Genomic DNA, 24,510 nt, shown 5'->3' on the forward strand with positions numbered 1-24,510 from the left:
TATGCTTTTTCCCCTCGGTCTTGCCGCGCTGGCGAGCCTGTTGTTGCCGCTCGTCCTGCATTTGGCGCGGCGGACCGAACAGACGCCGACCGACTTCGCCGCGCTGCGCTGGTTGCGCCAGAAGCCGCGGCCACGGCATCGGCCGCGCTTCGACGAATGGCTGCTGCTCGCGGTGCGCCTGCTGCTGCTCGGGGGAATCGCAACGGTGCTCGCGCAACCGGTGCTGACCGGCCACGAGGAGGCGGAGGCGGTGATCGCGGTCGCGCCCGGCGCGGCGGTGCCGGCGGCCGGCACGGCCCGCCGCATCTGGCTCGCGCCCGGCTTCCCCGCGATCGACACGCCCGCGCCGATGGGCCGCCAGCCGATCGCGAGCCTGATCCGCCAACTCGACGCGGACCTGCCGGCGAGCGCGCCGCTGACGATCGTCGTCCCGCGCCTCCTCGACGGCGCCGATGCGGAACGGCCGCGGCTGTCGCGCGCGGTGACGTGGCGGATCGCCGGCGAGGGCAGGGCACCGCCGCGCGCGACGCCCGCGGTGCAGATCGCGCTCCGCTACGATCCCGCCGTTCCCGGATCGCGCTACATCGCCGCCGCCGTCCGCGCGCTCGGCAGCACCGATATCGGCGGGATGACGGATGTAGCCGGGGGCCGGTCGCTGATCTGGCTGGGGTCGGGCGCCCTGCCGCGGATGGCCAGCGACCATGTTTCGGCCGGTCACACCGTCCTCGTCGGGCGCGACACCATCGTTCCGGCCGCCGCCACGACGATCGTCTGGCGCGACGCCGCCGGTGCCCCGCTGGTCGAGGCGCAGCCGCTCGGTCGCGGCCGTCTCCTCCGCTTCACCCGCGCACTGACCCCCGCAGCGATGCCGCCGCTGCTGGAACCCGATTTCCCCCGCCGCCTCGCCGCGCTGTTCGCTCCCACGCCCGATCCGGCGCGCGTGCCTGCCGACGCCTATACGCCGCAGACCGGTGCGCCCGTACCGCTGCCGCCCGTCCATCCGCTCTGGCCGTGGCTCGCCGTCGCGGTCGCGGCGTTGTTCGGCGTCGAGCGCTGGCTCGCCACCCGTCCGACACGGGCGGCCGCGCCATGAGCGGCGAGGCGCTGACCGCACACTGGACGCGCCCGGCGCGGCGACATGCGTGGCGCGACACCGCAGCGATCGGCGTGCCGCTCGCGCTATTGGTCGCGGCGATCGGGTGGCGCACCGGCGGCATCGTCGTGGCGCTGGCGCTCCTCGCCCTGACCCTCGCCATCGCCGCCGGCATCGCGCAGCGGCGAAGCCGCCGGTTCGATCGCCGCTGGCTGATCGCAGCGCTCGACGCCGCGCGCCGCGATCTGGAGGATAGCAGCGACCTCCTGTTCACCGACCCCGGCGCGCTGTCGCCGTTGCAGCGCCTTCAACGCACCCGCATCGCCGCCCGCGCCGAGGCGATGCCGCCGCCCGTCCCCGTGCGCGATCCGCGGGCGGTCGTCGCGATCGCCGCCGTCGCGCTGATCGCCGCCGCGCTGGTGCTGGCATGGCCGCAGCGCCCCGCGGCGACGCTCGCCCCCGCGCAGGAAGGGCTGCCGGCGGCCCCCGGCGTGCCGCGCCTCGTCGCGCAGGCGCTGGCGGTGGTGCCGCCCGCCTATACCGGCCTGCCGCCACGGACGTCGGCGACGCTCGACGCGCGCGTGCCGGCGGGGTCCGTGCTGCGGTGGACGCTCCGCTTCGCGCCCGACCCGCGCGGCGCCACGCTGGCGACAGTGGGACGCACGGCGATCCCGCTCCGCCGCGACGGCAGCGACTGGCGCGTCGATCACCGCGCCGACGCGCCCCTGCTGTACCGCGTCACGCCGGTGGGCGCCGAGCAGGCCGGCGTGCCGCCGCTTCACCGGATCGATACGATCCCCGATCGCCCGCCGCAGGTGCGGCTGGATACGCCGCGCACGCCGCTGACCATGCTGCCACCGGGCCAGCGCAGCGCCGCCATTGCCTTCGTCGCCACCGACGATTACGGCGTCGGCGCCGCCGCCCGCCTGCGCATCGTCGTCGCGCAAGGGGAGGGGGAGAACGTCCGCTTCTCCGAACGGCTGCTCACCCTCGCCGGCAGTGGCAACCCGCGCGCGCGCCGCTTCGCCGCGCACCTCGATTTCGCGGCACTGGGCTTCACCGAAGCGGGGGATATCGTCGCGCAAATCATCGTCGCCGACACCCGCGCCCCGGCGCCGCAGACGGTGCGCGGCCCCAGCGTCATCCTTCGCCGCCCGCCGGCCGCCGCGGCGCAGGGCGGCGGGCTGGAGGCGATGACCCGCCAGGTCATGCCCGCCTATTTCCGCAGCCAGCGCCAGATCATCATCGATGCCGAGGCGCTGCTAGGCGAACGGCCGCGCCCCCCCGCCGATCGCTTCCTGTCCCGCTCCGATGCGATCGGCGCCGATCAGCGGCTGCTCCGCATGCGCTACGGCCAGTTCATGGGCGAGGAGGTCGGCGGCGGTGCCACCAATGCGATGCCGACCAATGATGAGGAGGACGGTGCGAAGCCCGACGCCGATACGCACGATCACGACGCGCCCGGTCACTCCCCGCCGGCCTTCGGCACGGGGACGGACGTCACCGCCGATTATGGCCACACCCATGACGAGGCGGAGGCGGCGACGCTGCTTGATCCCGGCACTCGCGCGACGCTGCGCCAGGCGCTCGACAATATGTGGCAATCCGAGGTCGCGCTGCGGCAGGGCGAGCCGCGCAAGGCTCTGCCCTTCGCCTATAAAGCGCTGCGCTTCATCAAGCAGGTGCAGCAGGCGACGCGCATCTTCCTCGCGCGCACCGGCACAGACCTGCCCGCGGTCGACATGGCGCGGCGGCTGACCGGCGAGCGCGGTGCGATGGGCGCGCGGTCCCTGCCGCCCGCCGCCGCCGATCCGGTCGATGCGACCCCCGCGGCGATCTGGCGCGCGCTCGACGGACCGCGGCCGGAGGCGGCGCTCGATGCGCTGTCGCGCTGGCTGCGCGGCGGCGCGCGTGTGCCCGATCCACTGGCGCTGGCCGGTGCGGTCGATACGCTGCGCCGGCAGCCGGACTGCGCGCGTTGTCGCGAGGCGCTGCGTGGCCAGCTGTGGCAGGCACTGCCGCGGCCCGCACCCGGCTTCGCCCGCCGCGAGGCCGGCGATGCGGTCGGGCGCCGTTATCTGGATGCGTTGCCATGACGCCCGAGCGGATCGCCGCCGCGCTGCTCTGCCTCGCGGTCGCCGCGGCATGGCTGCGGCTGTGGCGCTGGCAGCGGCGCGCCACCGTCCGCAGCCCGCGCTGGCGGATCGCGACGCTCGCGGCGTTGCAGGCCATCGTCGCCGGCCTCGTCTACATGACCCTGTTCGCGCCATCGCGGTCCGTCGCCGCCGACCGGCTGGTGATCGCCACCGCCGGCGCGCCACGACTGATCGCCGCCGCGCCCGACGAAACCCTGATCGCGCTGCCGGAGGCAGGCGCGATCGCGGGGGCACGGCGCGAACCCGACCTCGGCACGGCGCTGCGCCATCATCCCGGCGCGGTTGCGATCCGCGTCGTCGGCAGCGGGCTCGTCGCGCGCGACCGGCCGGCAGCGATGCAGGTCGCGGTCCGTTATGCGCCGCCGCCGGTCCCGCGGGGCCTCGTCGCGCTCACGCCCCCGGCGCCGGTCGCGCCCGGCGCGCGCTTCGCCGTGGTCGCGCGGGTCGAGGGTGGCGCCGCCGCCACGTTACGCGATCCTGCCGGCCGCATTGTCGATACCGCCCGCCCGGCTGCGGACGGCACGCTCGTCCTGCACGGCACCGCGCGCGTGCCGGGTGAGGCGCTGTTCACGCTGCAGCTCGCCGGCGGCAACACCGCGCGCGTGCCGCTCGTCGCCATTGCCACGACGCCGGCCAAGGCGCTGATCCTCGCCGGCGCGCCGGGGCCGGAGGTCAAGTTCCTGCGCCGCTGGGCCGCCGATGCCGGCCTGACGCCGCAGGCGCAGCTGGCGGCGGGCGGCGGGCTGACGCTGGGCGACCCACCCGCAAGCTATGCCGGCTACGACCTTGCCATTCTCGACGATCGCAGCTGGGCGGCACTCGGCGGTGGGGGGCGTGCCGCGCTGGCGCAGGCGGTGCGTGGCGGCATGGGGCTGGTCGTGCGGCTGACCGGGCCCGTGCCGCGCGGCTGGCAGGTGTTCGGCCTTGCCGCGGGCGGCGGCGCGGCGACGGTGCCGCTGCGCCTCGCCCCCGCCGCGCCCAGCCAGGCTGCGCTCGCCGCCCGCCGTGGCCCCGGCAGCCGCGACGCTCCCGCCGACAGCGCCGCGCCGCTCGGCGAGGTGCCGGAGTTGAGCCGCATCGCCACGACGATCGCCGGCATTCCGCTGCTCCGCGACGCGCGCGGCACGCCCTATGCCGCGTGGCGCAACGTCGGTCGTGGCCGCGTCGCAATGCTCACGCTGCTGGACAGTTTCGCGCTGGTCACCAGCGGCAACGGCGATGCGCATGCCGATTTGTGGAGCATGCTCGCCACCACCGTGGGTCGCGGCACGCCATCAATGCCCGATGTCGCTCCGCTCGCCTGGGCGGGGGAGCGCACGACAATCTGCGGCCTCGGCGCCGATGCGCGCGCGATCGCGCCCGATGGCACGACGACCGCCCTGATCGCCGACCCCGCGCCGAGCGGCTGTGCCGGCTATTGGCCGCTCGCGCCCGGCTGGCACCGCGTCGCCGGCCGCCCGCTCTACGTTCATCCCGCCGATGCCCTGCCGCAGGTCCGCGCCGCCGCGCGCCGCGACGCGACGCTCGCCCTCGTCGGCGCGCGCGCCGTGCGGGCGGGCCCGGCATCTCCCGTGGAGCACGGACCGTCGTGGCGCTGGTTCCTGCCGTTCCTCGCCGCCGCGGGCCTGTTGTGGTGGCTGGAGCGGCGCCGCCGCTAGCGACGGTGCCCGGTCACTCCGCCGGACGCGTGCCGCGGATCTTGACGACGTCGCGATGCATCGGCGCCAGCTTGGCGAGGAAGCGGTTCTGCGCGGCGAAGCCGACATGCTCGGTGCGCATCGCCGCCTGCAGATTCTCGACCAGCGCTGCCATGTCGGCATGCTGCACGCCCATGTCGGTATGTGCCGCGCGCATCGTCCGCCCGCTGTAACGGCAGCCGCCGCCGAGGATGTAGCAGAATTGCTCCTTCAGCGTGCGGCGCAGGCGGACGAGGTCCTGCCCCTTGAAGATGTCGCTGATCCGCGGATCGGCGATGTTGCGCGCCACCATATCCTCGACGATCCGGTCGACCCCCGCCTGGCCGTGGAACGCACGCCACATCCGCTCGCCCGCGAACGGCGTCGCCCCGGCATTGGCGTCGGACTGGACATAGGGCGCGACCGGCTGCTCGCCGGCGGGCGGCGCGGCCTGCAGGCCGAGGAACAGGAGCATGGCGATCATCGGATAGTCCCTATCGAAGGTGAAGGTCGGCGCATGACGGCGCCGGTCAGAATCCGCCCTGGACGGACAGGAACAGCCCGCGCTGCCGGCGCACCGTCGCGATGTCGCCCAGGTCGACATAGGCGGCGGTCAGCGACACGTTGCGGTGCACCGCCCAGGCGGCGAACAGGTCGTAGCCGTCGTCCTCCTCCGCAAAGCCGAGATTGTCCGGCCGGGTGCGATATTCCGCGCCGACCACCAGCTTGCGGCTCAGCATCTTGGCGAGCGATCCCTCGAATTGCGCGGTCCGGTCGTTGCCCTTGGGGCCGCCGAAGCCGAGCAGTCCCAGCTGGTTCGCCTTGGTGAAGCGGACGGTCGCATCCACGACGATGCCCTGCGCCAGCCACAGCTTGGTCGCCGCGACATAGAGGTCCGCGTTCCGCGTCCCGGCCGCGCCCACCGCCTTCACCACCGCGCCGCGTTCGGCGATCCTGTACTGCACGCCCGCCGCGATCTGCGGCAGCGGCGTGTCCTGCGCCCAGACGGCATCGCCGACCAGCTTCACCTTGGCCCCGACGATATGCTGGCCGAAGGTGAACCCGCGCCCCAGCCCCAGCGCCGCGCCGGCGGCACGGGTGTCGAACCGCTGATAGGCATAGGAGAGTTCGATCCGGTCCGACACGCCGATCGCGGCGCCCGCGCTGGTCAGGTCGAAATCGGGCAGCGCGACATAGGTCGCATGCGCGGTGCCGCCGATCCCGTCCTCGGTCTCGTTGCCCGCGATCACCGCCCATGTCGCCAGCCCGCCGCCCGCCGCGCCCTCGATCGAAGAGACGCCGTTGGTCAGCAGCAGCTTGCCGCCGCCGCGACGCTGGTTGGCAAGCGCGGGCTGCGCCGATGCGACGATCAGGGTCGCGGTCATGGCGATACGCGATACGGTTACACTCAACATGGTGAAATCATTGCAACCGATATGGTAAATGTTCTGTGAGGGTGGCCTTCAGCAATTCGCAACGCCGGACCCGATACGGGCGGATGATGCGTATCCGTTTCCTTTCCGCCTTTGCCGTCGTCGCTGCGATCGCGCCGGCCGCCGCACATTCCGCGACGGTGACGATCACCATCCGTCAGGCCGACGGCACGCCGCTGACCGACGGCGTCGTGCTGGTCGACAGTGCCGCCGCGCCGCGCCCGGTGCCGCACGGACCCTATGTGATGGAGCAGAAGCAGATCGCCTTTCAGCCGCACGTGCTGATCGTCCCGGTCGGCGCGCAGGTCGCCTTTCCCAACCGCGATTCGGTGCGGCACCACGTCTATTCCTTTTCGAAGGCGAAGCGGTTCGACCTCAAGCTGTACGGCCGCGAGGACCAGCGCAGCATCGTCTTCGGCACGCCCGGCGTCGTCGCGCTCGGCTGCAACATCCACGATACGATGAGCGGCTTCGTCATCGTTACCGCGACGCCCTTCTACGCGCGCACCGATGCGCAGGGCCGGGTGACCATTCCGGGCGTTCCCGCCGGTGCGGTGACGCTGCGGCTGTGGTCGCCGTCGATCCGCGCATCGGGTAACGTGCTGGCGCAGGCGGCGATGGTGCCCGCCGCCGGCTATGCCACGACGCTGACGATCCGCCGCTGATGCGCCTGCCTCGCCCGCGGTTCCGGACGCTCCGGGGACGGCTCGCGGTGCTGTACACCGGCATGTTCGCGCTCGCGCTCGCCGTGCTCGGCGTCACCGCGCAGGTGATGATCTGGACGCATGCGCGCTCTTCCGTCTCGGCGGAGCTGGCGGCGAGCGGCAGCGTCTACGACGGCCTGTGGGCGCTGCGGGCGAAGACGCTCGCCGGCACCGCCGACGTGCTCGCGCACGATTTCGGTTTCCGCACCGCTGTGGCGACCGGCGACCGGCCGACGATCGAATCGGCACTGGCGACGCTGCGCGCCCGCGCCGGGGTGCAGCGCGCGATGGTGGTCGAACAGGACGGCAGCGTCGTCGGCGCGGCGGGGCCGCTCGCCGCCGCCATCGCCGGCCTGCCCGACCGGATGGGGGACGGCCGCCACGACGCGGTGCTGGTGTCGCAGGGCCGTATCTATCGGGTCATCGTCTCACCGGTGCTGGCGCCGATGCAGATCGGCTCGGTCGTGCTCGCGCTGCCGCTCGACGCTGCGGAGATGCGCGGGCTGGAGCGATTGTCCGCGATCCCGCTGACCGCGACCATGCTGTATCGCGACGCCGCCGGGGGCTGGCAGTCGACGGACGGCTCGATCGGGCCCGATCCCGCGGTCGATGCGCTGGTCGCGGCCTCGCAGTCCGCGCGCCGGCTGGTGACGCTCGCCCTGCCGGGCGGCCGCGCCTTCGCCATCGCCAAGCCGCTCGCCGGCCCGAACGGCCGCGCCGATGCCGCGCTGCTGATCCGCTATCCGTTGCAGGCGGCGCTCGCGCCCTATCTGCCGTTGCAGGCGGGCCTCGCGCTCGCCGGGCTGATCGGCATCGCGCTGGTCGTGCTCGGCAGCCTGCGGCTCGCGCGCCGGATCACCCGGCCGCTGTTCGAACTCGACGCCGCCGCCCGCACGCTGGAGGAGGGCGCGCGGACCGAGGTGACGGTGACCGGCGAGGACGAGATCGGCCGGCTGGCGCAGAGCTTCAACCGCATGTCGCAGGGCATCGTCGATCGCGAGAACCGCATCTCGCATCTCGCCTTCCACGACACGCTCACCGGCCTGCCCAACCGCACCTCGTTCCGTCAGGCGCTCGACCAGGCGCTCGCCCGCGCCGCCCGCTCGGGGCAGGCAGGCGAGCAGGTCGCGGTGTTGTGCCTCGACCTCGACGGGTTCAAGGGCGTCAACGACACGCTCGGCCATCCGGTCGGCGATGCGCTGCTCGGCGCGCTCGGCGCGCTGCTCACCCGGCTGGCGCCCGACGGCCTTGTCTCCCGATTGGGCGGCGACGAATTCGCGATCATCCTGGCGGGCCGTCATGAGGCGGATCGCCCGCGCGGGCTGGCGCAGGCGATCCTCGACGCGGTCGCCCGCCCGGTCGAGACCGCGGGCCACCAGATCGCCACCGGCTTCAGCATCGGCATCGCATTGTCGCCCGCCGACGGCACCGATCCCGACCAGCTGCTCAAGAACGCCGACCTCGCGCTCTACCGCGCCAAGAAGGACGGCCATGGCGTCTTCCGCTTCTTCGAAGAGGCGCTCGACATCGCCGCGCGCAAGCGGCGCCAGATGGAGCTGGACCTGCGCGAGGCGCTGATGACCGGCCAGTTCCGCCTCAACTTCCAGCCGATCTACGACCTCAAGGCCGACCGGATCGGCGGCTTCGAATCGTTGCTGCGCTGGAAGCATCCGACCCGCGGCGAGGTGTCGCCGGTCGAGTTCATCCCGGTCGCCGAGGATACCGGCCTGATCGTCGGCATCGGCGAATGGGTGCTGCACGAGGCATGCCGCCACGCGGTCGACTGGCCCGATCACGTCCGCGTCGCGATCAACGTCTCGCCGCTCCAGTTCCGCAGCCAGGGTTTCGCCGCGATCGTCATGCAGGCACTGGCCCGCACCGGCCTGCCGCCGCGCCGGCTGGAGATCGAGATCACCGAATCGGTCTTCCTCGACGGCGAGGACCATGTGCTGGGGCTGCTGCACCAGCTGCGCGCGATCGGCGTCCGCGTCGCGCTCGACGATTTCGGCACCGGCTATTCCTCGCTCAGCTATCTGCGCAGCTTCCCGTTCGACAAGATCAAGATCGACCGATCGTTCGTCACCCATGTCGCCGCCGATGCGAGCAGCGCGGCGATCGTGCGCGCGATCGTCGACCTCGCCGCGGCGCTGGACATGGAGATTACCGCGGAGGGGGTCGAGGATGCCGACCAGCTCGGTTGCCTGCGCGGGCAGGGCTGCGACAGCATCCAGGGCTTCCTGCTCAGCCGCCCGGTCGAATATGACGCGATCGCCCGCCTGCTGCCCGCCCGCCTCGCGAAAGCCGCCTGACGGGCATTGACCGGCCCCCGCGGGCTTGCGACATCGCGCTCGACCTTGAGGAGGGATGCATGGACGACCTGACCCGACGCGGCGTGATCGGCGGCGTTGCCGCGGTGGCTTTGGCGGGACGCGCCCTCGCGCAGGCCGGGACGGCGGACGAGGTCGTGCCGCTGTGGCCGAAGGCGATCCCGGGCAATCAGGGAACCCGGATCGTGCGCAAGGTCAACGAACGCGCGAAGAGCGCCGCGTCCAACGATCGCTGGATCACCGGCATCGACGCGCCCGCGCTGGTGGTGAAGCGGCCGGCGACGCCGAACGGCGCCGCGGTGCTGCTGGTGCCGGGCGGCGGCTACGGTTTCCTGTCCTACGACAATGAGGGGATCGAACAGGCGCGCTGGCTCAACGCGCTGGGCGTCACCTGCTTCATCCTGCTCTACCGTCTGCCCGGCGAAGGCTGGGGCAACCGGCATCTGGTGCCGTTGCAGGATGCGCAGCGCGCGATGCGGGTGATCCGCGCCGGTGCGGCGACCTATGGCGTCGATCCGCGCCGCATCGCCGTGCTCGGCTTTTCGGCCGGCGGGCATCTCGCCGGATCGCTGGCGACCCGCCATGGCGAGGCGACCTATGCCCCGGTCGACGCCGCCGACCGGCAGTCGGCGCGGCCCGATCTGGCGGGGCTGATCTACCCGGTGATCGGCATGGATGCGACGATCACGCACAAGGGCTCGCGCGACAATCTGCTGGGGCCGACGCCCGATGCGGCGGCGCTGGCGGCGACCTCGGTCGAGCGCCGGGTCGCGGCGGACACGCCGCCGGTGTTTCTCGTCCACGCCAGCGACGACGGCACGGTCCCGGTCGCCAACAGCCTCGCCATGTACGCCGCGATGCTGGCGGCGAAGCGACCGGCCGAACTGCACGTCTTCGACGAGGGCGGCCACGGTTTCGGCGTGCGGCTCGCCAGGGCGGTGCCGGCGGCGGCATGGCCGACGCTGTTCGCCGCTTATGCCGCGCGCAAGGGCGTGTTCCCGAGCGCCTAGCGCCAGGGCCCTTCCCATGACGCTCGCCACCACCACGCTCGACTCGCCGGTCGGCACGCTGACGCTGGTGGCGAGCGCGGTCGGGCTCGTCGCTGTGCTGTGGGAGGGGGACGATCCGCTACGGGTGCGGCTCGGGCCGCTGGTCGAGGATGCTGCGCATCCGGTGCTGGTCGAGGCGACGCGGCAGCTTCGCGCCTATTTCGCCGGGCGGCTGACCGCGTTCGAGCTGCCGCTCGACATGCGCGGCACCGATTTCCAGAAGAGCGTGTGGGCGGCGCTGCTCGCCATCCCTTATGGCGAGACGCGCAGCTATGGCGCGATCGCGCGGGCGATCGGACGGCCGACCGCCAGCCGTGCGGTCGGCGCGGCGAACGGGCGCAACCCCTTGTCGATCGTCGCGCCCTGCCATCGCGTGGTGGGAACGAGCGGCGACCTGACGGGCTTTGCCGGGGGGCTGGAGGCCAAGGCCCTGTTGCTGGCGCTGGAGCGGCGCGCGGGCGAATTGCCGTTCGAATAGTGTGCAATTTTCGGCACACTTCGCGACGAGTGCGACCATGAGCCGGGTTGGCCGGTTCCGGGGCATCACGGTAGGCCATTGAAATACAGGGATAATTAAAACTTCCCCGGGCCGTTGCCGGGGCTCGGGTCCGCGCGGCATGGTCCGGTGACGCTCACGGCCGACAAGAGCCCGCCCGCGTCGCCATAGAGGATGAAAGGCTGCCCATGACCATCAGCATCGCGCAAGCGCCCGTTACACCGCCGGCTGCCAAGCCGTGGTATGCGCAGCTCTATTTTCAGGTGCTGATCGCGATCGTCGCGGGCGTGCTGCTCGGCCATTTCGCGCCCGCCACCGGCGAGGCGCTGAAGCCGCTCGGCGATGCCTTCATCAAGCTGGTCAAGATGGTGATCGCACCGGTCATCTTCCTCACCATCGTCACCGGCATCGCCGGCATGCGCGATCTCGGCGCGGTCGGGCGCGTCGCCGGCAAGGCGTTCGTCTATTTCCTGTTCTTCTCGACGCTGGCGCTGATCGTCGGCCTGATCGTCGCCAACGTGGTGCGGCCGGGGGCGGGGCTGAACATCGATCCCGCCACGCTCGACACCAGCAAGGTCGCCGAATTCGCCGAAAAGGCGCATGATAGCACGATCACCGGCTTCCTGACCGGGATCATCCCCGACACGTTCCTGTCGTCGCTGACGCAAGGCAACATCCTGCAGGTGCTGTTCGTCTCGATCCTGTTCGGCATCGCGCTGGCGCTGATCGGCGATCGCGGCACCAAGGTGCTGAGCGTGCTGGAGGACGTGTCGCTCGCCTTCTTCAAGGTGGTCAGCATCGTCATGAAGGCGGCGCCGATCGGCGCGTTCGGCGCGATGGCCTTCACCATCGGCAAATATGGCGTCGGCACGCTCGCCAATCTCGCGATGCTGGTCGGCACCTTCTACTTCACCTCGCTGCTGTTCGTGCTGGTGGTGCTCGGCACCGTCAGCTGGCTGTGCGGCTTCTCGATCCTGCGGCTGATCGCCTACCTGAAGGCTGAGCTGCTGCTCGTCCTCGGTACCTCGTCGTCGGAAAGCGCGCTGCCCGCGCTGATCGAAAAGATGGAACGCGCCGGCTGCCCCAAGTCGATCGTCGGCCTCGTCGTGCCGACCGGCTATTCGTTCAACCTCGACGGCACCAACATCTACATGACGCTGGCGGCGCTGTTCATCGCGCAGGCGTGCAACGTCGATCTGACGCTGGGCCAGCAATTGCTGCTGCTGTCGGTGGCGATGCTCTCGTCCAAGGGCGCGGCGGGCGTCACCGGCGCGGGCTTCATCACGCTCGCCGCGACGCTGTCGATCGTCCCGAGCGTGCCGGTCGCGGGCATGGCGCTGATCCTCGGCGTCGACCGCTTCATGAGCGAATGCCGCAGCCTGACGAATTTCATCGGCAATGCGGTCGCGACCATCGTCGTCTCCCGCTGGGAAGGCGCGCTGGATACCGGGCAGCTGAACGCGGCCCTGCGTGGTCAGGCCCTGCGCGTCGACCAATTGCCCGCCGACGCCGTTCCCGCCGAATAACCGCGCCCAGCCCCGCCCGTCGCCCCTCTCCCGCCGGGCGGGGGGCGAGGTCGCACAGCGACCGCCCGGGCGTCGGCGACATGAGGACCAGATGATGTTCTACCGTTGCTGTGCTCCGCTCGGGGCCACCATGCTGCTCGCCACCGCCGTCCAGGCGCAGACCAGCGTCGCCCCGACCGAAAGCGGCCAGACCCGCAATCCCGCGATGCCGACCGTCACCTCCTACCCCTCCGCCGCGGCGGGCGACGGCGCGACGACCAACGGGTTCAACCTGTCGCGCTGGGCGGAGGATTGGCGGGTGATGCGCGATCCGGCGAAGCGCGACGACTTCCTCGACCGGCTGAAGTTCCTGCCGCTCGACGGGGACGGCGACGTCTATCTGACGCTGTCGGGCGAACTCCGGCTGCGGGTCAACCACACCACCAACCCCGGCCTGCGCGAGGTTCGCGCGCAGCGGCAGGACATCAACCGCATCGTCGGCGGCGTCGATCTGCACGTTGGCCCGCATTTCCGCGCCTTTGCCGAGGTCGCGCATGGCGGCATCTCCGGCGTCGAGCTCGGCGCACCGGCGGCGACATTGCGCAACGATCTGGTGCTGCAACAGGCGTTCGTCGAGGGGAATGCGGAGATCGAGGGCGTCGCCGTCGGCGTGCGCTACGGCCGGCAGGAATTCACCGACGGCCCGAACCTGCTGGTGTCGCAGCGCGACAACAACACGATCCGCTACACGCTGAACGGCGTCCGCGCCTGGGCGCGCGGTAGCCGCGTGCGCGCGGACGTGTTCGACCTCAAGCCGACGCAATATGGCGACCTCGGCACCGACGACGACGTCAGCGATCCGGCGCGCCGCTTCTCGGGCGTGACCCTGGGCTTCGCCGCGCCGACCAGCTGGTTCGGCGGGTCGAAGCTGTACGTGGATCCCTTCTTCTGGCGGCGGCGCAACACGGTCGGCGCCTGGGGCGGGCGGATCGGGCCAGCGACGCGCTACTTCGCCGGCGTCCACGCCTGGGGCGATGCCGGACCGCTGACGATCGACTGGACGGTCAACCACCAATACGGCACCTACATCAATCAGGACATCGACGCCTGGCAGGTGTTCCTCGCCCAGACCTGGCGGATCGGCAAGGTGAAGACCGCGCCGCGGGTCGGCTTCCACGTCGATTATGCCAGTGGCGGTGGCGGCTATGGCGACGGCAAGCTGCGCGACGCCTATGCGCCGTTCGGCAACAACATTTATTACAGCTACGGGCTGTTCCTGACCCCGTCGAACCTGATCGCGGTCGCCCCCAACGTCACCGTGTCGCCGCTCCGGTCCGTGCGCGTCACCGCCGAATACCAGCTGACGTGGCGCGACAGCACCACCGACGCGGTCTATCGCGCCAACGGTCAGCCGTTCGCGGGAACGCAGCTGATCCGCGATGCCAAGATCGGCGACGTCGCGCGACTGCAGGCGATCTGGTCGATCACGCCGCGCCTGTCGTTCACCGGCCGCTACGAACATCTCGCCGCCGGCCCGTCGCTGACCAAGGCCGGGTTCAGGAGTTCCGACTTCCTCGCCGGCTGGCTCAGCTTCCGCTTCTAAGGGTTCCCGATATGCCCCCCGCCTTCCATGCCGCCGCGCGCGCGCTCCTGTCCGATCCGCTGACCAACAAGGGCACCGCCTTTACCGAGGCGGAGCGCGACCGGCTCGGCCTGCACGGGCTGCTGCCGCCGCATGTCGGCACGCTGGAGAGCCAGATCGCGCGCCGCCGCCGGGTGCTCGACGGGATGGCGGACGACTTCCATCGCTATGCCTTCCTGCGCGAATTGCAGGATTCGAACGAGATATTGTTCCACGCCCTCGTCCAGGCCGACCTGCCGCGGATGCTGCCGCTGGTCTATACGCCGACGGTGGGGGCGGGGTGCGAGCGGTTCAGCGAGATCTGGCGCAAGCCGCGCGGCCTGTTCCTGAGCTATCCCAACCGCGAACGCATCGCCGACATCCTCGCCGACCCGGCGCTGGACCGGGTCAAGGTGATCGTGGTCAGCGACGGCGAGCGTATCCTCGGCCTCGGCGATCAGGGGGCGGGGGGCATGGGCATCCCGATCGGCAAGCTCGCGCTCTACACGGCCTGTGCGGGCATCCACCCTGCCGAGGTGCTGCCGATCCTGCTCGACGTCGGCACCGACAATGCCGCCCTGCGCGACGATCCGCTCTACGTCGGCTGGCGCAATCCCCGCATCCGCGGCGACGATTATGCCGTGTTCGTCGAGACGTTCGTCGCCGCGGTGGCCGAACGCTGGCCCGACGTGCTGCTGCAATGGGAGGATTTCGCCGGCCATAACGCGCACGACCTGCTCGCCCGCTATCGCGACCGGCTGCTGAGCTTCAACGACGATATCCAGGGGACGGCGGCGACCGCGGTCGGCACCTTGCTGTCGGCGATCCGGCGCACCGGCGCGTCGCTGACCGCGCAGCGGATCGTGCTGTTCGGCGCGGGTGCGGCGGGCAGCGGCGTCGCCGAACTGCTGGTGCAGGCGTTGCGCGCCGAGGGGCTCGACGACGAGGCGGCGCGGGCGCGGATCTGGGCGGTCGATCGCGACGGGCTGATCCTGTCCGACATGCCGAAGCTGACCCTGCCGCAGGTGCGGCTGGCGCGGAATCGGGCCGAGGTCGCCGGCTGGGCGCGCGATGCGGACGGCGGGATCGGCCTGCTGGAAACGGTGGATGCGGTGCGCCCGACGGTGCTGATCGGCGCGTCGGGGCAGGCGGGGGCGTTCACCGAGGCGGTGGTGCGGGCGATGGCCGCGGGCTGCGCGCGGCCGGTGATCTTTCCCCTGTCCAATCCGGTGTCGCGCGCGGAGGCGCATCCCGCGGACGTGCTGGCGTGGACCGACGGCCGGGCGGTGGTCGGCACCGGCAGCCCGTTCGGCGTGGCCGGGGTCACCCAGGTGAACAACGTCTACATCTTCCCCGGCGTCGGCCTCGGCGCGCTCGCGGTCGGCGCGACCCGCGTCACCGACGGCATGTTCATGGCCGCGGCACGTGCGCTCGGCGCCATGGGCGGGGCGGGCGAGACGCTGCTGCCGCCGATCGAGGCCCTGCGCGACGTGGCGCTGCGGATCGCACTGGTGGTGGCCCGCGCCGCGATCGCTGACGGCGTCGCGAGCGTCGCGGACGTGTCCGAGGATCAGATCGCCGCGCTGATGTGGGACGCCGCCTACGATTGAACGCCGGCTCTCCTCAGCGCCGGAAGGGTGAGGGCAGGCAGAACGCGCAGTGTGCCACTTGCCCAATGCCCGGAATCCTCCCCGCCGGGGCGGCGTCAGCGTTCGCGTTCGAGCCGTCGTTCCTTCACCACCGCCCCGCCCGGCAGCGCCGCGGCGATCGCGGCCTGCAACGCCTCCGTGCCATAAGGCTTGGCGAGCAGCACCGCGCCCGTCCCCGCCGGCACCGCCGCGGTGTCGCCGGTGGCGAAGACGATCCCCACGTCCGGCCGCAGCGCGCGCGCCTTGACCGCGAACTCCGGCCCCGACGCGCCGGGCAGGTTGACGTCGGTCACCAGCGCGTCGATCGGCACCGTCTGCAGCGCGGTCATCGCATCCTCGGCGCTGGCGGCATCGACCACGACGAAGCCGCTCGCCTGCAACAGCTCGGCGGTGGTGGCGCGGATCACCGCGTCGTCCTCGACCAGCAGCACCGTGATCTGGCCCTTCGCGCCCGCTGCCGGGCGCAGCGCGACGGGTGCGCTGGTCAGCTGCCGCGCGGCGAGGCCGGCATTGCGCTGGCGCTGGTTGGCGAGGACGTGGCGAAATTTCCGCGCCAGCGCCTCGCGGGTATAGGGCTTGGACAGCAGCTCGACGCCGGCATCCAGCCGTCCGCCATGAACGATCGAATTCTCGGTATAGCCGCTGGTGAACAGCACCGCGAGGTCGGGCAGGCGTTCCTTGGCCTTGCGCGCGAGTTCGGGGCTCTTCAGCGTGCCGGGCATCACCACGTCGGTGAACAGCATGTCGATCGGGATGCCGCTCTCGATGACGTTGAGCGCGCTTTGCGCATCCACCGCCTTGAGCACGCGATAGCCGAGGTCGCCGAGCATTTCGACCACGGTCGCGCGGACCTCGTCGTCGTCCTCGACCACCAGCACGGTCTCGGTGCCGCCCTCGATCGCGCCGGTGTCGACGATCACCTCGACATCCTCCGCCTCGCGGCTGCGCGGCAGGTAGAGTTTGATCGTGGTGCCTTCGCCGACCTCGGAATAGATCTTCACATGGCCGCCCGATTGTTTGACGAAGCCATAGACCATCGACAGGCCGAGGCCCGAACCCTTGCCCTCCGACTTGGTCGAGAAGAAGGGTTCGAACACCTTGGCGATGATATCGGGCGCCATGCCGCTGCCGGTGTCGCTGACCGCGAGCATGACATATTGCCCGGCCTCGACCTCTTCGTGGCGGCGCGCATAGGCATCGTCGAGGTGCGTGTTGCCCAGTTCGATCGTCAGCTTGCCGGTGCCGTTCATCGCATCGCGCGCGTTGATCGCGAGGTTGAGCAACGCATTCTCGATCTGCACCGGATCGATGAAGCAGTTCCACAGGCCGCCGCCGAAGACCGTCTCGACCTCGATCCCCTCGCCGATCGCGCGGCGCAGCATGTCGTCCATGCCCTGCACGAAGCGGGTGACGTTGACGACCTTCGGCTCCAGCGCCTGCCGCCGGCCGAAGGCGAGCAACTGCGCGGCGAGCTTCGAGCCGCGCGACACGCCCGCCATCGCATTGGCGACGCGGCGTTCGGCGCGGTCGTTTCCGGCAATGTCTTTGGAAAGCAACTGTAGATTGCCGGAGACGACCTGGAGGAGGTTGTTGAAGTCGTGCGCGACGCCGCCGGTCAGTTTGCCGATCGTCTCCATCTTCTGCGCCTGCGCCAGCGCCGCCTCCGCCTGGCGGCGTTCGCCGATCTCGGCGATCACGCGCGCCTCGAGATTCTCGTTGAGCTGGCGCAGCTGTTCCTCGGCGCGCTCGCGGTGGCGGACCTGGCGTTGCAGATGCTCGGCCTGGTCGCGCAGCGTCTGTTCGGCGGCGCGCTGTTCGGTGATGTCGGTGTGGACGCCGACCCATTCGAGGATCGCGCCCGTCGCATCCTTGATCGGCAGCGCGCGGATCAGGCAGTTGCGCCATGCGCCGTCGTGGCGGCGGACGCGATGTTCGAAGACGAAGACCGATCGCGCGGCGACCGCGGCATTCCAGGCGGCGACCGTCGCATCGGCATCGTCGGGGTGGACGGCGTCCGCCCAGCCATAGCCGCTATAGGCCGCCTCGTCCTGCCCGGTCAGCGCGCTCCAGCCCGGCTGCTCGCCCAGCATCCGGCCGTCGGCGGTGTTGGTCCACAGCACGCCGTGCACCGCCTCCATCGCGGCGCGGAACCGGTCGTTGCTGACGCGCACCGCCGCCTCGCGCTGCGCGCGCTCCTCGATATCGGTGACGAGGACGTGGAAGCCGAGGATCGTGCCTTCGGCATCGGCGCGCGGCAGATAGCGGATGTCGGCGCGGCGGAAGCCGCCGTCGCGATGCGACATGCGCCCTTCCGATTGGATCGCCTCGCCCGCCAGCGCGCGCTCGATCAGCGGCAGGCGTTCGGCATAGACCTCCTCGCCCAGCACGTCGCGCAGCGGGCGGCCGGTGACCTGTTCCGGCGTCAGGCCGAACCAGTCGAGATAATAGCTGTTGGCGAAGCGATAGATCTGGTCCGCATCGACGTAGGAGATCAGCACCGGCAGCGCATCGGTGATCGCGCGCAGTTCGGCGGCACTGGCGGCGACCGCGATCTCGGCACCGATGCGCGCGGTATTGTCGATCACGGTGCACATCACGCCGCCGACGCTGCCGTCGTCGAGATGGACGGGCGTGTAGAACAGGTCGAGGAACAGTTGCTGCGGGGTGCCGCCACGGTTCAGCACCATCGGCTGGTCGCGATAGCTGACGACCTCGCCCGCGAATCCCCGCGCCAGAATCGCCCGGTTCCAGTCCCAGATCTCCGGCCAGACCGCGGATACCGTCCCGCCCAGCGCCTGCGGATGCCGGGCGCCGGCGATATCGCCATAGCCGTCGTTATAGATCATGACGTGGTCCGGGCCCCACATCAGCACCTTTGGCACGGGCGAATTGACGATGTTGCTGACCGTCGTGCGCAGCGCCGGCGACCAGCCGTGGATCGGGCCGAGTGGCGTGCGATTCCAGTCATATGCGCGAATCAGCGCGCCGCATTCGCCGCCATCGGCCGGCCAGGGGGCGGGCGCGGAGGCAGGCGCAGGAGGGATGGAGGACATGGTCGCCGGAATGAGCGTTCGCCCGATAGCTGTCAAACATCCGGCGCAGCTTTTCGTCGGTTCGGTATGGACGCGGGGCCTGCTGCGGGTCAAAGGCGAAACGCATGAGCGATGACCTGCTGACCACGACCGAAGGCGCCGTCGGGCGGCTGCGCCTGAACCGGCCCAGGGCGCTCCACGCGCTCAACCTGTCGATGTGCGAGGGGATGCTGACCGCGCTGGAGGCGTGGCGCACCGATGCGGGCGTCGCGGCGGTGATGCTCGACCACAATGACGGCCGCGGCTTTTGCGCGGGTGGCGACATCCGCATGCTCAGCGAGAGCGGCGCCGGCGACGGTACGGCGGCGCGTGCGTTCTTCCACACCGAATACCGGCTCAACCATCGCCTGTTCGCCTATGCCAAGCCGACGGTCGCGTTCATGGACGGGGTGACGATGGGCGGCGGCGTCGGCATCGCGTTGCCGTGCCGCTGGCGCGTCGCGACCGAGAATACGCGCTTCGCCATGCCCGAAACCGGCATCGGCCTGTTCCCCGACGTCGGCGGCGGCTGGTTCCTGTCGCGCCTGCCCGGGCGGGTCGGGCAGTTCCTGGCGCTGACCGGGCACCGGCTGGACGGCGCGGAGACGCATGCGCTGGGGCTGGCGACGCATTACCTGCCCGCCGCCGCGCTGGACGAGGCGAAGGCCGCGATCGTCGCCGACCCCTATGCGATCGAGACGATTCTCGACCGGCTGGCGATCGCGCCGCCGCCGGCGCGGCTGCTGGAGCATCGCGCCGCCATCGACCGCCTGTTCGCGTCCGACACGCTCGAGGAGGTGTTCGCGGCGATCGAGGCGGACGACGGCGCGTTTGCCGCCGAACAGCTCGCCGTGCTGCGCAGCAAGTCGCCGCAGGCGATGAAGGTGTCGCTGCGCCTGCTGTACGACGGCCATCTGATGCAGAGTTTCGCCGACGAGATGGTGCAGGAATATGCCGTCGCCAGCCGCGTCGTGCAGCGCCACGATTTCCTCGAGGGCGTGCGCGCGGTGATCGTCGACAAGGACAATGCACCGCGCTGGCAGCCCGCCACGCCCGACGCCGTCACCGATCACGTCATCGACCAGATCTTCGCACCGCTGCCCGAAGCGGAAGCGTGGACGCCCGCCTGAGGAGAGCCTTCATGTCCGAATACCAGACCATTCTCGTCGAACGGCGCGAGCGGGTGACGCTCATCACGCTCAACCGGCCCGAATCGCTCAACGCGCTCAACGCGCAGGTGCTCGCCGACCTGCTGGCGGCGCTCGCCGATTTCGACGCCGACGAGGGGCAGGGCTGCGCGGTGCTGACCGGCAGCGCCAAGGCATTCGCGGCGGGGGCGGACATCAAGGAAATGCAGGCGATGGACTTCGCCGCGATGTACGGCCGCAACCATTTCAGCGGCTACGAACGGCTGACGCAGACGCGCAAGCCGATCATCGCGGCGGTCGCCGGCTATGCGCTGGGCGGCGGATGCGAGCTGGCGATGATGTGCGACTTCATCCTCGCCGCCGACACCGCGAAGTTCGGCCAGCCCGAGGTCAAGCTGGCGGTCAGCCCCGGCATGGGCGGTTCGCAGCGGCTCGCCCGCGCGGTCGGCAAGGCCAAGGCGATGGAGATGTGCCTGACCGGCCGGATGATGGACGCCGCCGAGGCGGAGCGCGCCGGCCTCGTCAGCCGCGTCATCCCGGCGGCGGATCTGGTCGAGGAGGCGGTGAAGACCGCCGCGACGATCGCCGCGATGGCGCCGCTCGCCGTGCTGGCGAACAAGGAGATGGTCAACGCGGCGTTCGAGACCACGCTGGCGCAGGGCGTCCAGTTCGAACGGCGGCTGTTCCACGGCCTGTTCGGCACCGCGGACCAGACCGAGGGCATGGCCGCCTTCGTCGAGAAGCGGCCGGGGGCGTGGACGGGGAAGTAGGGGTGGCAGCTGCCCGTTTTCCCGTAGGGACCGGCAGTTTCGGAGAAATCTCGATCGGGGAACGGGCTTCGGAAAGTGAAACCCGCAGGTGACCGTCAGCGTGATCGGCGCGGCGGGATTCCTGTGATAGTTCCGTTTTGGGAAGCCCCCCGCCGGGCTATGCCAGAACCGCAAGATCGGTCGAGCGCGTCCTATCCGTGAGCGCCTATCTGGCGTCGCCACGGAGGACAGGACGATGAAGGCGGCGCTTTCCCACTACCATGCCCGAATGCAGCGGGTGCTGGACCACATCGACCGGCACTTGGATTGCGATTTGAACTTGGACGCGGTGAGCGGGGTCGCGGCTTTCTCGAAGTACCATTTCCACCGGCAGTTCACGGCAACCTTCGGGTTGTCCGTGCATCGCTACATCCAGCTCGCCCGCATGAAGCGGGCATCCTACCAGCTGGCCTATCGGGACGCACAGAGCGTCACCGACATAGCGATGGATGCCGGTTACGATGCCCCGGATGCCTTCGCTCGCGCCTTTCGGCAACGGTTCGGGCAGTCGCCGTCGTCGTTCAGGAAAGCGCCCGATTGGGAGCCGTGGCTTGCGGCCTTCGGGCCTCTCGACAACGCGAGGAGCAAGCTGATGCAGACCACCTACATCCCTGACGACGTAACGATCCGCGACGTGGCTCCGACGCCGGTGGCAATCATGGAGCATCGGGGCGACCCGGCGACGGTCGGTGCGACCATCCAGCGGTTCATCGCTTGGCGTAAAGCAAGCGGCTTGTCGCCAAAGACCAGCCCGACCTTCAACGTCTTCCACTCCGATCCGCGCACGACGCCTCCGGCCGAATACCGCATGGACCTGTGCGCCGGCACCGATCGCCCGATCGAGGCGCATGGTGAGCGGATCGAGGCCGGCACCATTCCCGGGGGACGCTGTGCGGTGCTGCGCGTGGTCGGCAACACCGACAATCTGGAACCTGCCGCCCTATACCTCTACCGCGATTGGCTACCGGCCAGCGGCGAGGAAGCGCGGGACTTCCCGCTCTACTGCCAGCGCGTCACCTTCTTCCCGGAGGTGCCGGAACATGAAGCGATCGCGGAACTGTTCCTGCCTCTGAAATAGATTGGTGCAGGGGCGGCATGGCTCCGTAGCGAACAGGTCGCCCTTTCCTGAAACGCCATCCGTTTCGGAAAAAGTTTCCCGCGTTTCCGGCAATCACGGGCGAAGGAATGTTTCGACCGCCGCCAGCGCGGCCGTCTGCACCGCATCCTGGGTGCCGCTCGCGTCGACCAACGCGTGCCGATCGGGCGCGGCGGCGGCCTGCGCCAGGAACGAGGCGCGGATGCGCTGGTGGAAGGGGAGGGCGAGGCTTTCGAACCGGCCCTCGTCGATCGCGTCGACCGCCAGCCGGCGGCGGCTGCGGGCGAGGCCGATCGCGGGATCGAGGTCGAGCACCAGCGTCAGGTCGGGCCAGACGTCGTCGACCATGCTCGCGTGCAGATCGCGGATCAGCCCCTCGGCCATGCCGCGGCCTGCGCCCTGATAGGCGAGCGTCGATCCGGCGTAGCGATCCGACACGACGATCCGCCCCGCCGCGACCGCGGGCAGGACGACGCGGGCGACATGCTGGATGCGCGCGGCGGTCATCAGCAACAGCTCGGCGCGCGGGTCCCAGGCGTCGTCTGCGCCCGACAGCAGCAGGCTGCGCAGCGCCTCGCCCTGCGGCGTGCCGCCGGGTTCGCGGGTACCGAGCACGTCATGACCCTGCGCCTGCAACGCCGCGATCAGGTGGCGGACGACGCCGCTCTTGCCCGATCCGTCGACGCCCTCGACCGCGATGAACGCCCCGGCCATCAGTCGCGCCGCCAGATCTGCGATTTACAGATAAAGCCGCCGATCAGGCAGCCTTTCACGTTCAGCGTGTCGGCGTTGACCATCGCCACCCTCGATCCAAATGCCCGCCCCATGTCGGGAACGTAGATCTGCCCCGACCAGCGCCCCCTGCCGCTCGCCTGATAGTCGCGCAGCAGCGCGGTGCCGAGCAGCGGCGGATAGCCCCTGGTCGCGACGTCGGCCTGCGCCTTGTCGGTCGCGCGGATCACCCAGCCGCACAGCTTTTCGCCGCAGCGGCCGGTGCGCACCGCGACGCTGTTCTTCGGATTGTGCCACGTGCCGAGGATCGCCGCATGCGGATCTGCGAGAGGGGCGGGGGCGGCGGCGGCAGCGGCGGCAAGGAGCAGGGCGGCGATCATGCTGGTTGGGGGGAGGGCGGCGGTCAGCCGCGCAGCCGTTCGTGGTGGCGGATCACCTCGTCGATGATGAAGCGCAGGAACTTCTCGCTGAATTCGGGGTCGAGCTCCGCCTCTTCGGCCATATGGCGCAGCCGCGCGATCTGGCGTTCCTCGCGGCCCGGATCGGCGGCGGGCAGGCCCGACGTCGCCTTGTGCCGCCCCACCGCCTGCGTCACCTTGAACCGCTCGGCGAGCAGGTGGACGAGCGCCGCATCGATATTGTCGATGCTCTTGCGATACCCTTGCAGCACGTCGTCGCTCATGTCGCGGCCCTTCGTCGCCCGATTTCCCTTCCCCATGGGGTGTGTTGCGGCTGCGAGCAAGGCTTGCGTTCGCACGGGCAAGAGGCCAGAGCGCGGGGCGAGATGACCGCCACCATCCACCGCCTCGACAACCGCGCACCTTCGCTGGAGCCGATGCTCCAGCTCGTCGCGGGCGACATGAATGCCGTCAACACGGTGATCCTCGACCGGATGCAGTCGCAGATCCCGCTGATCCCCGAACTGGCGGGGCATCTGATCGCCGGCGGCGGTAAGCGGATGCGGCCGATGCTGACGCTCGCGAGCGCGCGGCTGATCGGCTATACCGGCACGCGCCACCACCGGCTGGCCGCCTCGGTCGAGTTCATCCACACCGCGACATTGCTCCACGACGACGTCGTCGACGGCAGCGACCTGCGCCGCGGCAAGCGCACCGCCAACATCATCTGGGGCAACCCCGCCAGCGTGCTGGTCGGCGATTTCCTGTTCAGCCGCAGCTTCGAACTGATGGTCGAGGACGGCAGCCTCAAGGTGCTCAAGATCCTGTCGAACGCCTCCGCCGTGATCGCGGAGGGCGAGGTCAACCAGCTGACCGCGGCACGGCGCATCGACCTGGGCGAGGATCGCTACCTCGACATCATCAACGCCAAGACCGCGGCGCTGTTCGCCGCCGCCTGCCGCATCTCCGCGGTGGTGGCGGAGCGCAGCGAGGGCGAGGAGGCGGCGCTCGACGCCTATGGCCGCAACCTCGGCATCGCGTTCCAGCTGGTCGACGATGCGATCGACTATGTCTCCGACGCGGGGACGATGGGCAAGGATGCGGGCGACGACTTCCGCGAAGGCAAGATGACGCTGCCGGTGATCCTCGCCTATGCGCGCGGCGACGCCGGGGAGCGGACGTTCTGGAAGGATGCGATCGAGGGCCGGCGCGCCTCCGACGCGGATTTCGCTCATGCGATCGAGCTGGTGCGGCGGACGCGATCGGTCGACGACACGCTCGCCCGCGCCCGCCACTATGGCCAGCGCGCGATCGACGCGATCGGCGGCTTCGCCAACGGCAAGGCGAAGGACGCGATGATCGAGGCGGTCGAATTCGCGGTCGCGCGCGCCTATTGAACGGCGCGCGGCGGCATGACCGCTGCGCAACATGGACAACATGAACACCTGCCGCGAAACGATCCAGGGCGATCGTTTCGGGAATGGTGGTGATTCACGGTAAGCAAAGAGCGCGTCGATTTCGCCCTAACGGTAACGCAGGCGCGGACG

20 protein-coding genes are annotated in these 24,510 nt (G+C 70.7%); 14 read left to right on the top strand and 6 right to left on the bottom strand.

The window, feature by feature from the left end; translation table 11 throughout:
* Position 1 precedes the first annotated feature (1 nt).
* From AC1RTO_RS09325 to AC1RTO_RS09335, 3 genes are read left to right on the top strand one after another with little or no spacing between them, the layout of a single operon-like run.
* Entirely contained in the window at positions 2-1,093 is a 1,092-nt protein-coding gene (locus AC1RTO_RS09325) for a BatA domain-containing protein (protein ID WP_493160595.1), read from the top strand.
* The gene (locus AC1RTO_RS09330; RefSeq protein WP_493160596.1) at positions 1,090-3,189 is read left to right on the top strand and encodes a DUF4175 domain-containing protein; all 2,100 of its coding nucleotides are present in this window, start codon (positions 1,090-1,092) and stop codon (positions 3,187-3,189) included. The genes AC1RTO_RS09325 and AC1RTO_RS09330 overlap by 4 nt, the downstream gene beginning before the upstream one ends.
* The gene (locus AC1RTO_RS09335) at positions 3,186-4,907 is read left to right on the top strand and encodes a carboxypeptidase regulatory-like domain-containing protein (protein WP_493160597.1); all 1,722 of its coding nucleotides are present in this window, start codon (positions 3,186-3,188) and stop codon (positions 4,905-4,907) included. The genes AC1RTO_RS09330 and AC1RTO_RS09335 overlap by 4 nt, the downstream gene beginning before the upstream one ends.
* 13 nt (positions 4,908-4,920) lie before the next feature.
* Here the strand turns inward: AC1RTO_RS09335 and AC1RTO_RS09340 are convergent, their stop codons facing one another.
* Entirely contained in the window at positions 4,921-5,409 is a 489-nt protein-coding gene (locus AC1RTO_RS09340; protein WP_493160598.1) for a group I truncated hemoglobin, read from the bottom strand.
* A 46-nt stretch (positions 5,410-5,455) separates the two neighbouring features.
* Positions 5,456-6,310 carry a DUF3034 family protein gene (locus AC1RTO_RS09345; RefSeq protein WP_493160599.1) on the bottom strand — a complete coding sequence of 285 codons (855 nt, stop codon included), beginning with the start codon at positions 6,308-6,310 and terminating at the stop codon, positions 5,456-5,458.
* 116 nt (positions 6,311-6,426) lie between these two features.
* Between AC1RTO_RS09345 and AC1RTO_RS09350 the strand changes: the two genes are divergently transcribed.
* From AC1RTO_RS09350 to AC1RTO_RS09380, 7 genes are all read left to right on the top strand, one after another.
* Complete coding sequence (locus AC1RTO_RS09350; protein WP_493160600.1) at positions 6,427-7,023, top strand: methylamine utilization protein; 597 nt, start codon at positions 6,427-6,429, stop codon at positions 7,021-7,023.
* On the top strand, positions 7,023-9,371 hold the full coding sequence (locus AC1RTO_RS09355; RefSeq protein WP_493160601.1) for a putative bifunctional diguanylate cyclase/phosphodiesterase: 2,349 nt from the start codon (positions 7,023-7,025) through the stop codon (positions 9,369-9,371). The genes AC1RTO_RS09350 and AC1RTO_RS09355 overlap by 1 nt, the downstream gene beginning before the upstream one ends.
* Positions 9,372-9,430: 59 nt before the next feature.
* Positions 9,431-10,399 carry an alpha/beta hydrolase gene (locus AC1RTO_RS09360; RefSeq protein WP_493160602.1) on the top strand — a complete coding sequence of 323 codons (969 nt, stop codon included), beginning with the start codon at positions 9,431-9,433 and terminating at the stop codon, positions 10,397-10,399.
* 16 nt (positions 10,400-10,415) lie between these two features.
* Complete coding sequence (locus AC1RTO_RS09365; protein WP_493160603.1) at positions 10,416-10,916, top strand: methylated-DNA--[protein]-cysteine S-methyltransferase; 501 nt, start codon at positions 10,416-10,418, stop codon at positions 10,914-10,916.
* Between the two features lie 206 nt (positions 10,917-11,122).
* Positions 11,123-12,460: a dicarboxylate/amino acid:cation symporter gene (locus AC1RTO_RS09370; RefSeq protein ID WP_493160604.1), complete on the top strand. Its 1,338-nt coding sequence runs from the start codon at positions 11,123-11,125 to the stop codon at positions 12,458-12,460.
* Positions 12,461-12,554: 94 nt separating this feature from the next.
* Positions 12,555-14,042, top strand: a complete 1,488-nt coding sequence (locus AC1RTO_RS09375) for an alginate export family protein (RefSeq protein WP_493160833.1) — start codon at positions 12,555-12,557, stop codon at positions 14,040-14,042.
* Positions 14,043-14,053: 11 nt separating this feature from the next.
* Positions 14,054-15,670: an NAD-dependent malic enzyme gene (locus tag AC1RTO_RS09380; protein ID WP_493160605.1), complete on the top strand. Its 1,617-nt coding sequence runs from the start codon at positions 14,054-14,056 to the stop codon at positions 15,668-15,670.
* A gap of 95 nt (positions 15,671-15,765) precedes the next feature.
* Here AC1RTO_RS09380 and AC1RTO_RS09385 read toward each other — a convergent pair whose 3' ends face one another.
* Positions 15,766-18,762, bottom strand: coding sequence for a hybrid sensor histidine kinase/response regulator (locus tag AC1RTO_RS09385; protein WP_493160606.1), 2,997 nt, complete (start codon positions 18,760-18,762; stop codon positions 15,766-15,768).
* Between the two features lie 104 nt (positions 18,763-18,866).
* Between AC1RTO_RS09385 and AC1RTO_RS09390 the strand changes: the two genes are divergently transcribed.
* The 3 genes from AC1RTO_RS09390 (at position 18,867) to AC1RTO_RS09400 (ending at position 21,815) form a co-directional block, all read left to right on the top strand.
* Positions 18,867-19,910, top strand: a complete 1,044-nt coding sequence (locus AC1RTO_RS09390; RefSeq protein WP_493160607.1) for an enoyl-CoA hydratase/isomerase family protein — start codon at positions 18,867-18,869, stop codon at positions 19,908-19,910.
* An 11-nt stretch (positions 19,911-19,921) separates the two neighbouring features.
* Positions 19,922-20,698, top strand: a complete 777-nt coding sequence (locus AC1RTO_RS09395) for an enoyl-CoA hydratase (RefSeq protein WP_493160608.1) — start codon at positions 19,922-19,924, stop codon at positions 20,696-20,698.
* 235 nt (positions 20,699-20,933) lie between these two features.
* Positions 20,934-21,815 carry an AraC family transcriptional regulator gene (locus AC1RTO_RS09400; protein WP_493160609.1) on the top strand — a complete coding sequence of 294 codons (882 nt, stop codon included), beginning with the start codon at positions 20,934-20,936 and terminating at the stop codon, positions 21,813-21,815.
* Positions 21,816-21,908: 93 nt separating this feature from the next.
* On the opposite strand, the gene tmk is transcribed toward AC1RTO_RS09400, so the two are convergent.
* From tmk to AC1RTO_RS09415, 3 genes are read right to left on the bottom strand one after another with little or no spacing between them, the layout of a single operon-like run.
* Positions 21,909-22,547: a dTMP kinase gene (gene tmk / locus AC1RTO_RS09405; RefSeq protein ID WP_493160610.1), complete on the bottom strand. Its 639-nt coding sequence runs from the start codon at positions 22,545-22,547 to the stop codon at positions 21,909-21,911.
* Positions 22,547-22,945: a DUF2147 domain-containing protein gene (locus tag AC1RTO_RS09410; RefSeq protein ID WP_493160611.1), complete on the bottom strand. Its 399-nt coding sequence runs from the start codon at positions 22,943-22,945 to the stop codon at positions 22,547-22,549. Before AC1RTO_RS09410 ends, tmk begins: the two co-directional genes overlap by 1 nt.
* A 23-nt stretch (positions 22,946-22,968) precedes the next feature.
* Positions 22,969-23,247: a chorismate mutase gene (locus AC1RTO_RS09415; protein WP_293876289.1), complete on the bottom strand. Its 279-nt coding sequence runs from the start codon at positions 23,245-23,247 to the stop codon at positions 22,969-22,971.
* Positions 23,248-23,349: 102 nt separating this feature from the next.
* Here AC1RTO_RS09415 and AC1RTO_RS09420 point away from each other — a divergent pair, with 102 nt between their 5' ends.
* Positions 23,350-24,360 (top strand): polyprenyl synthetase family protein, encoded by a 1,011-nt coding sequence (locus AC1RTO_RS09420; RefSeq protein WP_493160612.1) that lies wholly within the window; start codon positions 23,350-23,352, stop codon positions 24,358-24,360.
* The last annotated feature ends 150 nt before the right edge of the window (positions 24,361-24,510 follow it).

The organism is Sphingomonas sp. GW821-FHT10F09 (assembly GCF_058809195.1).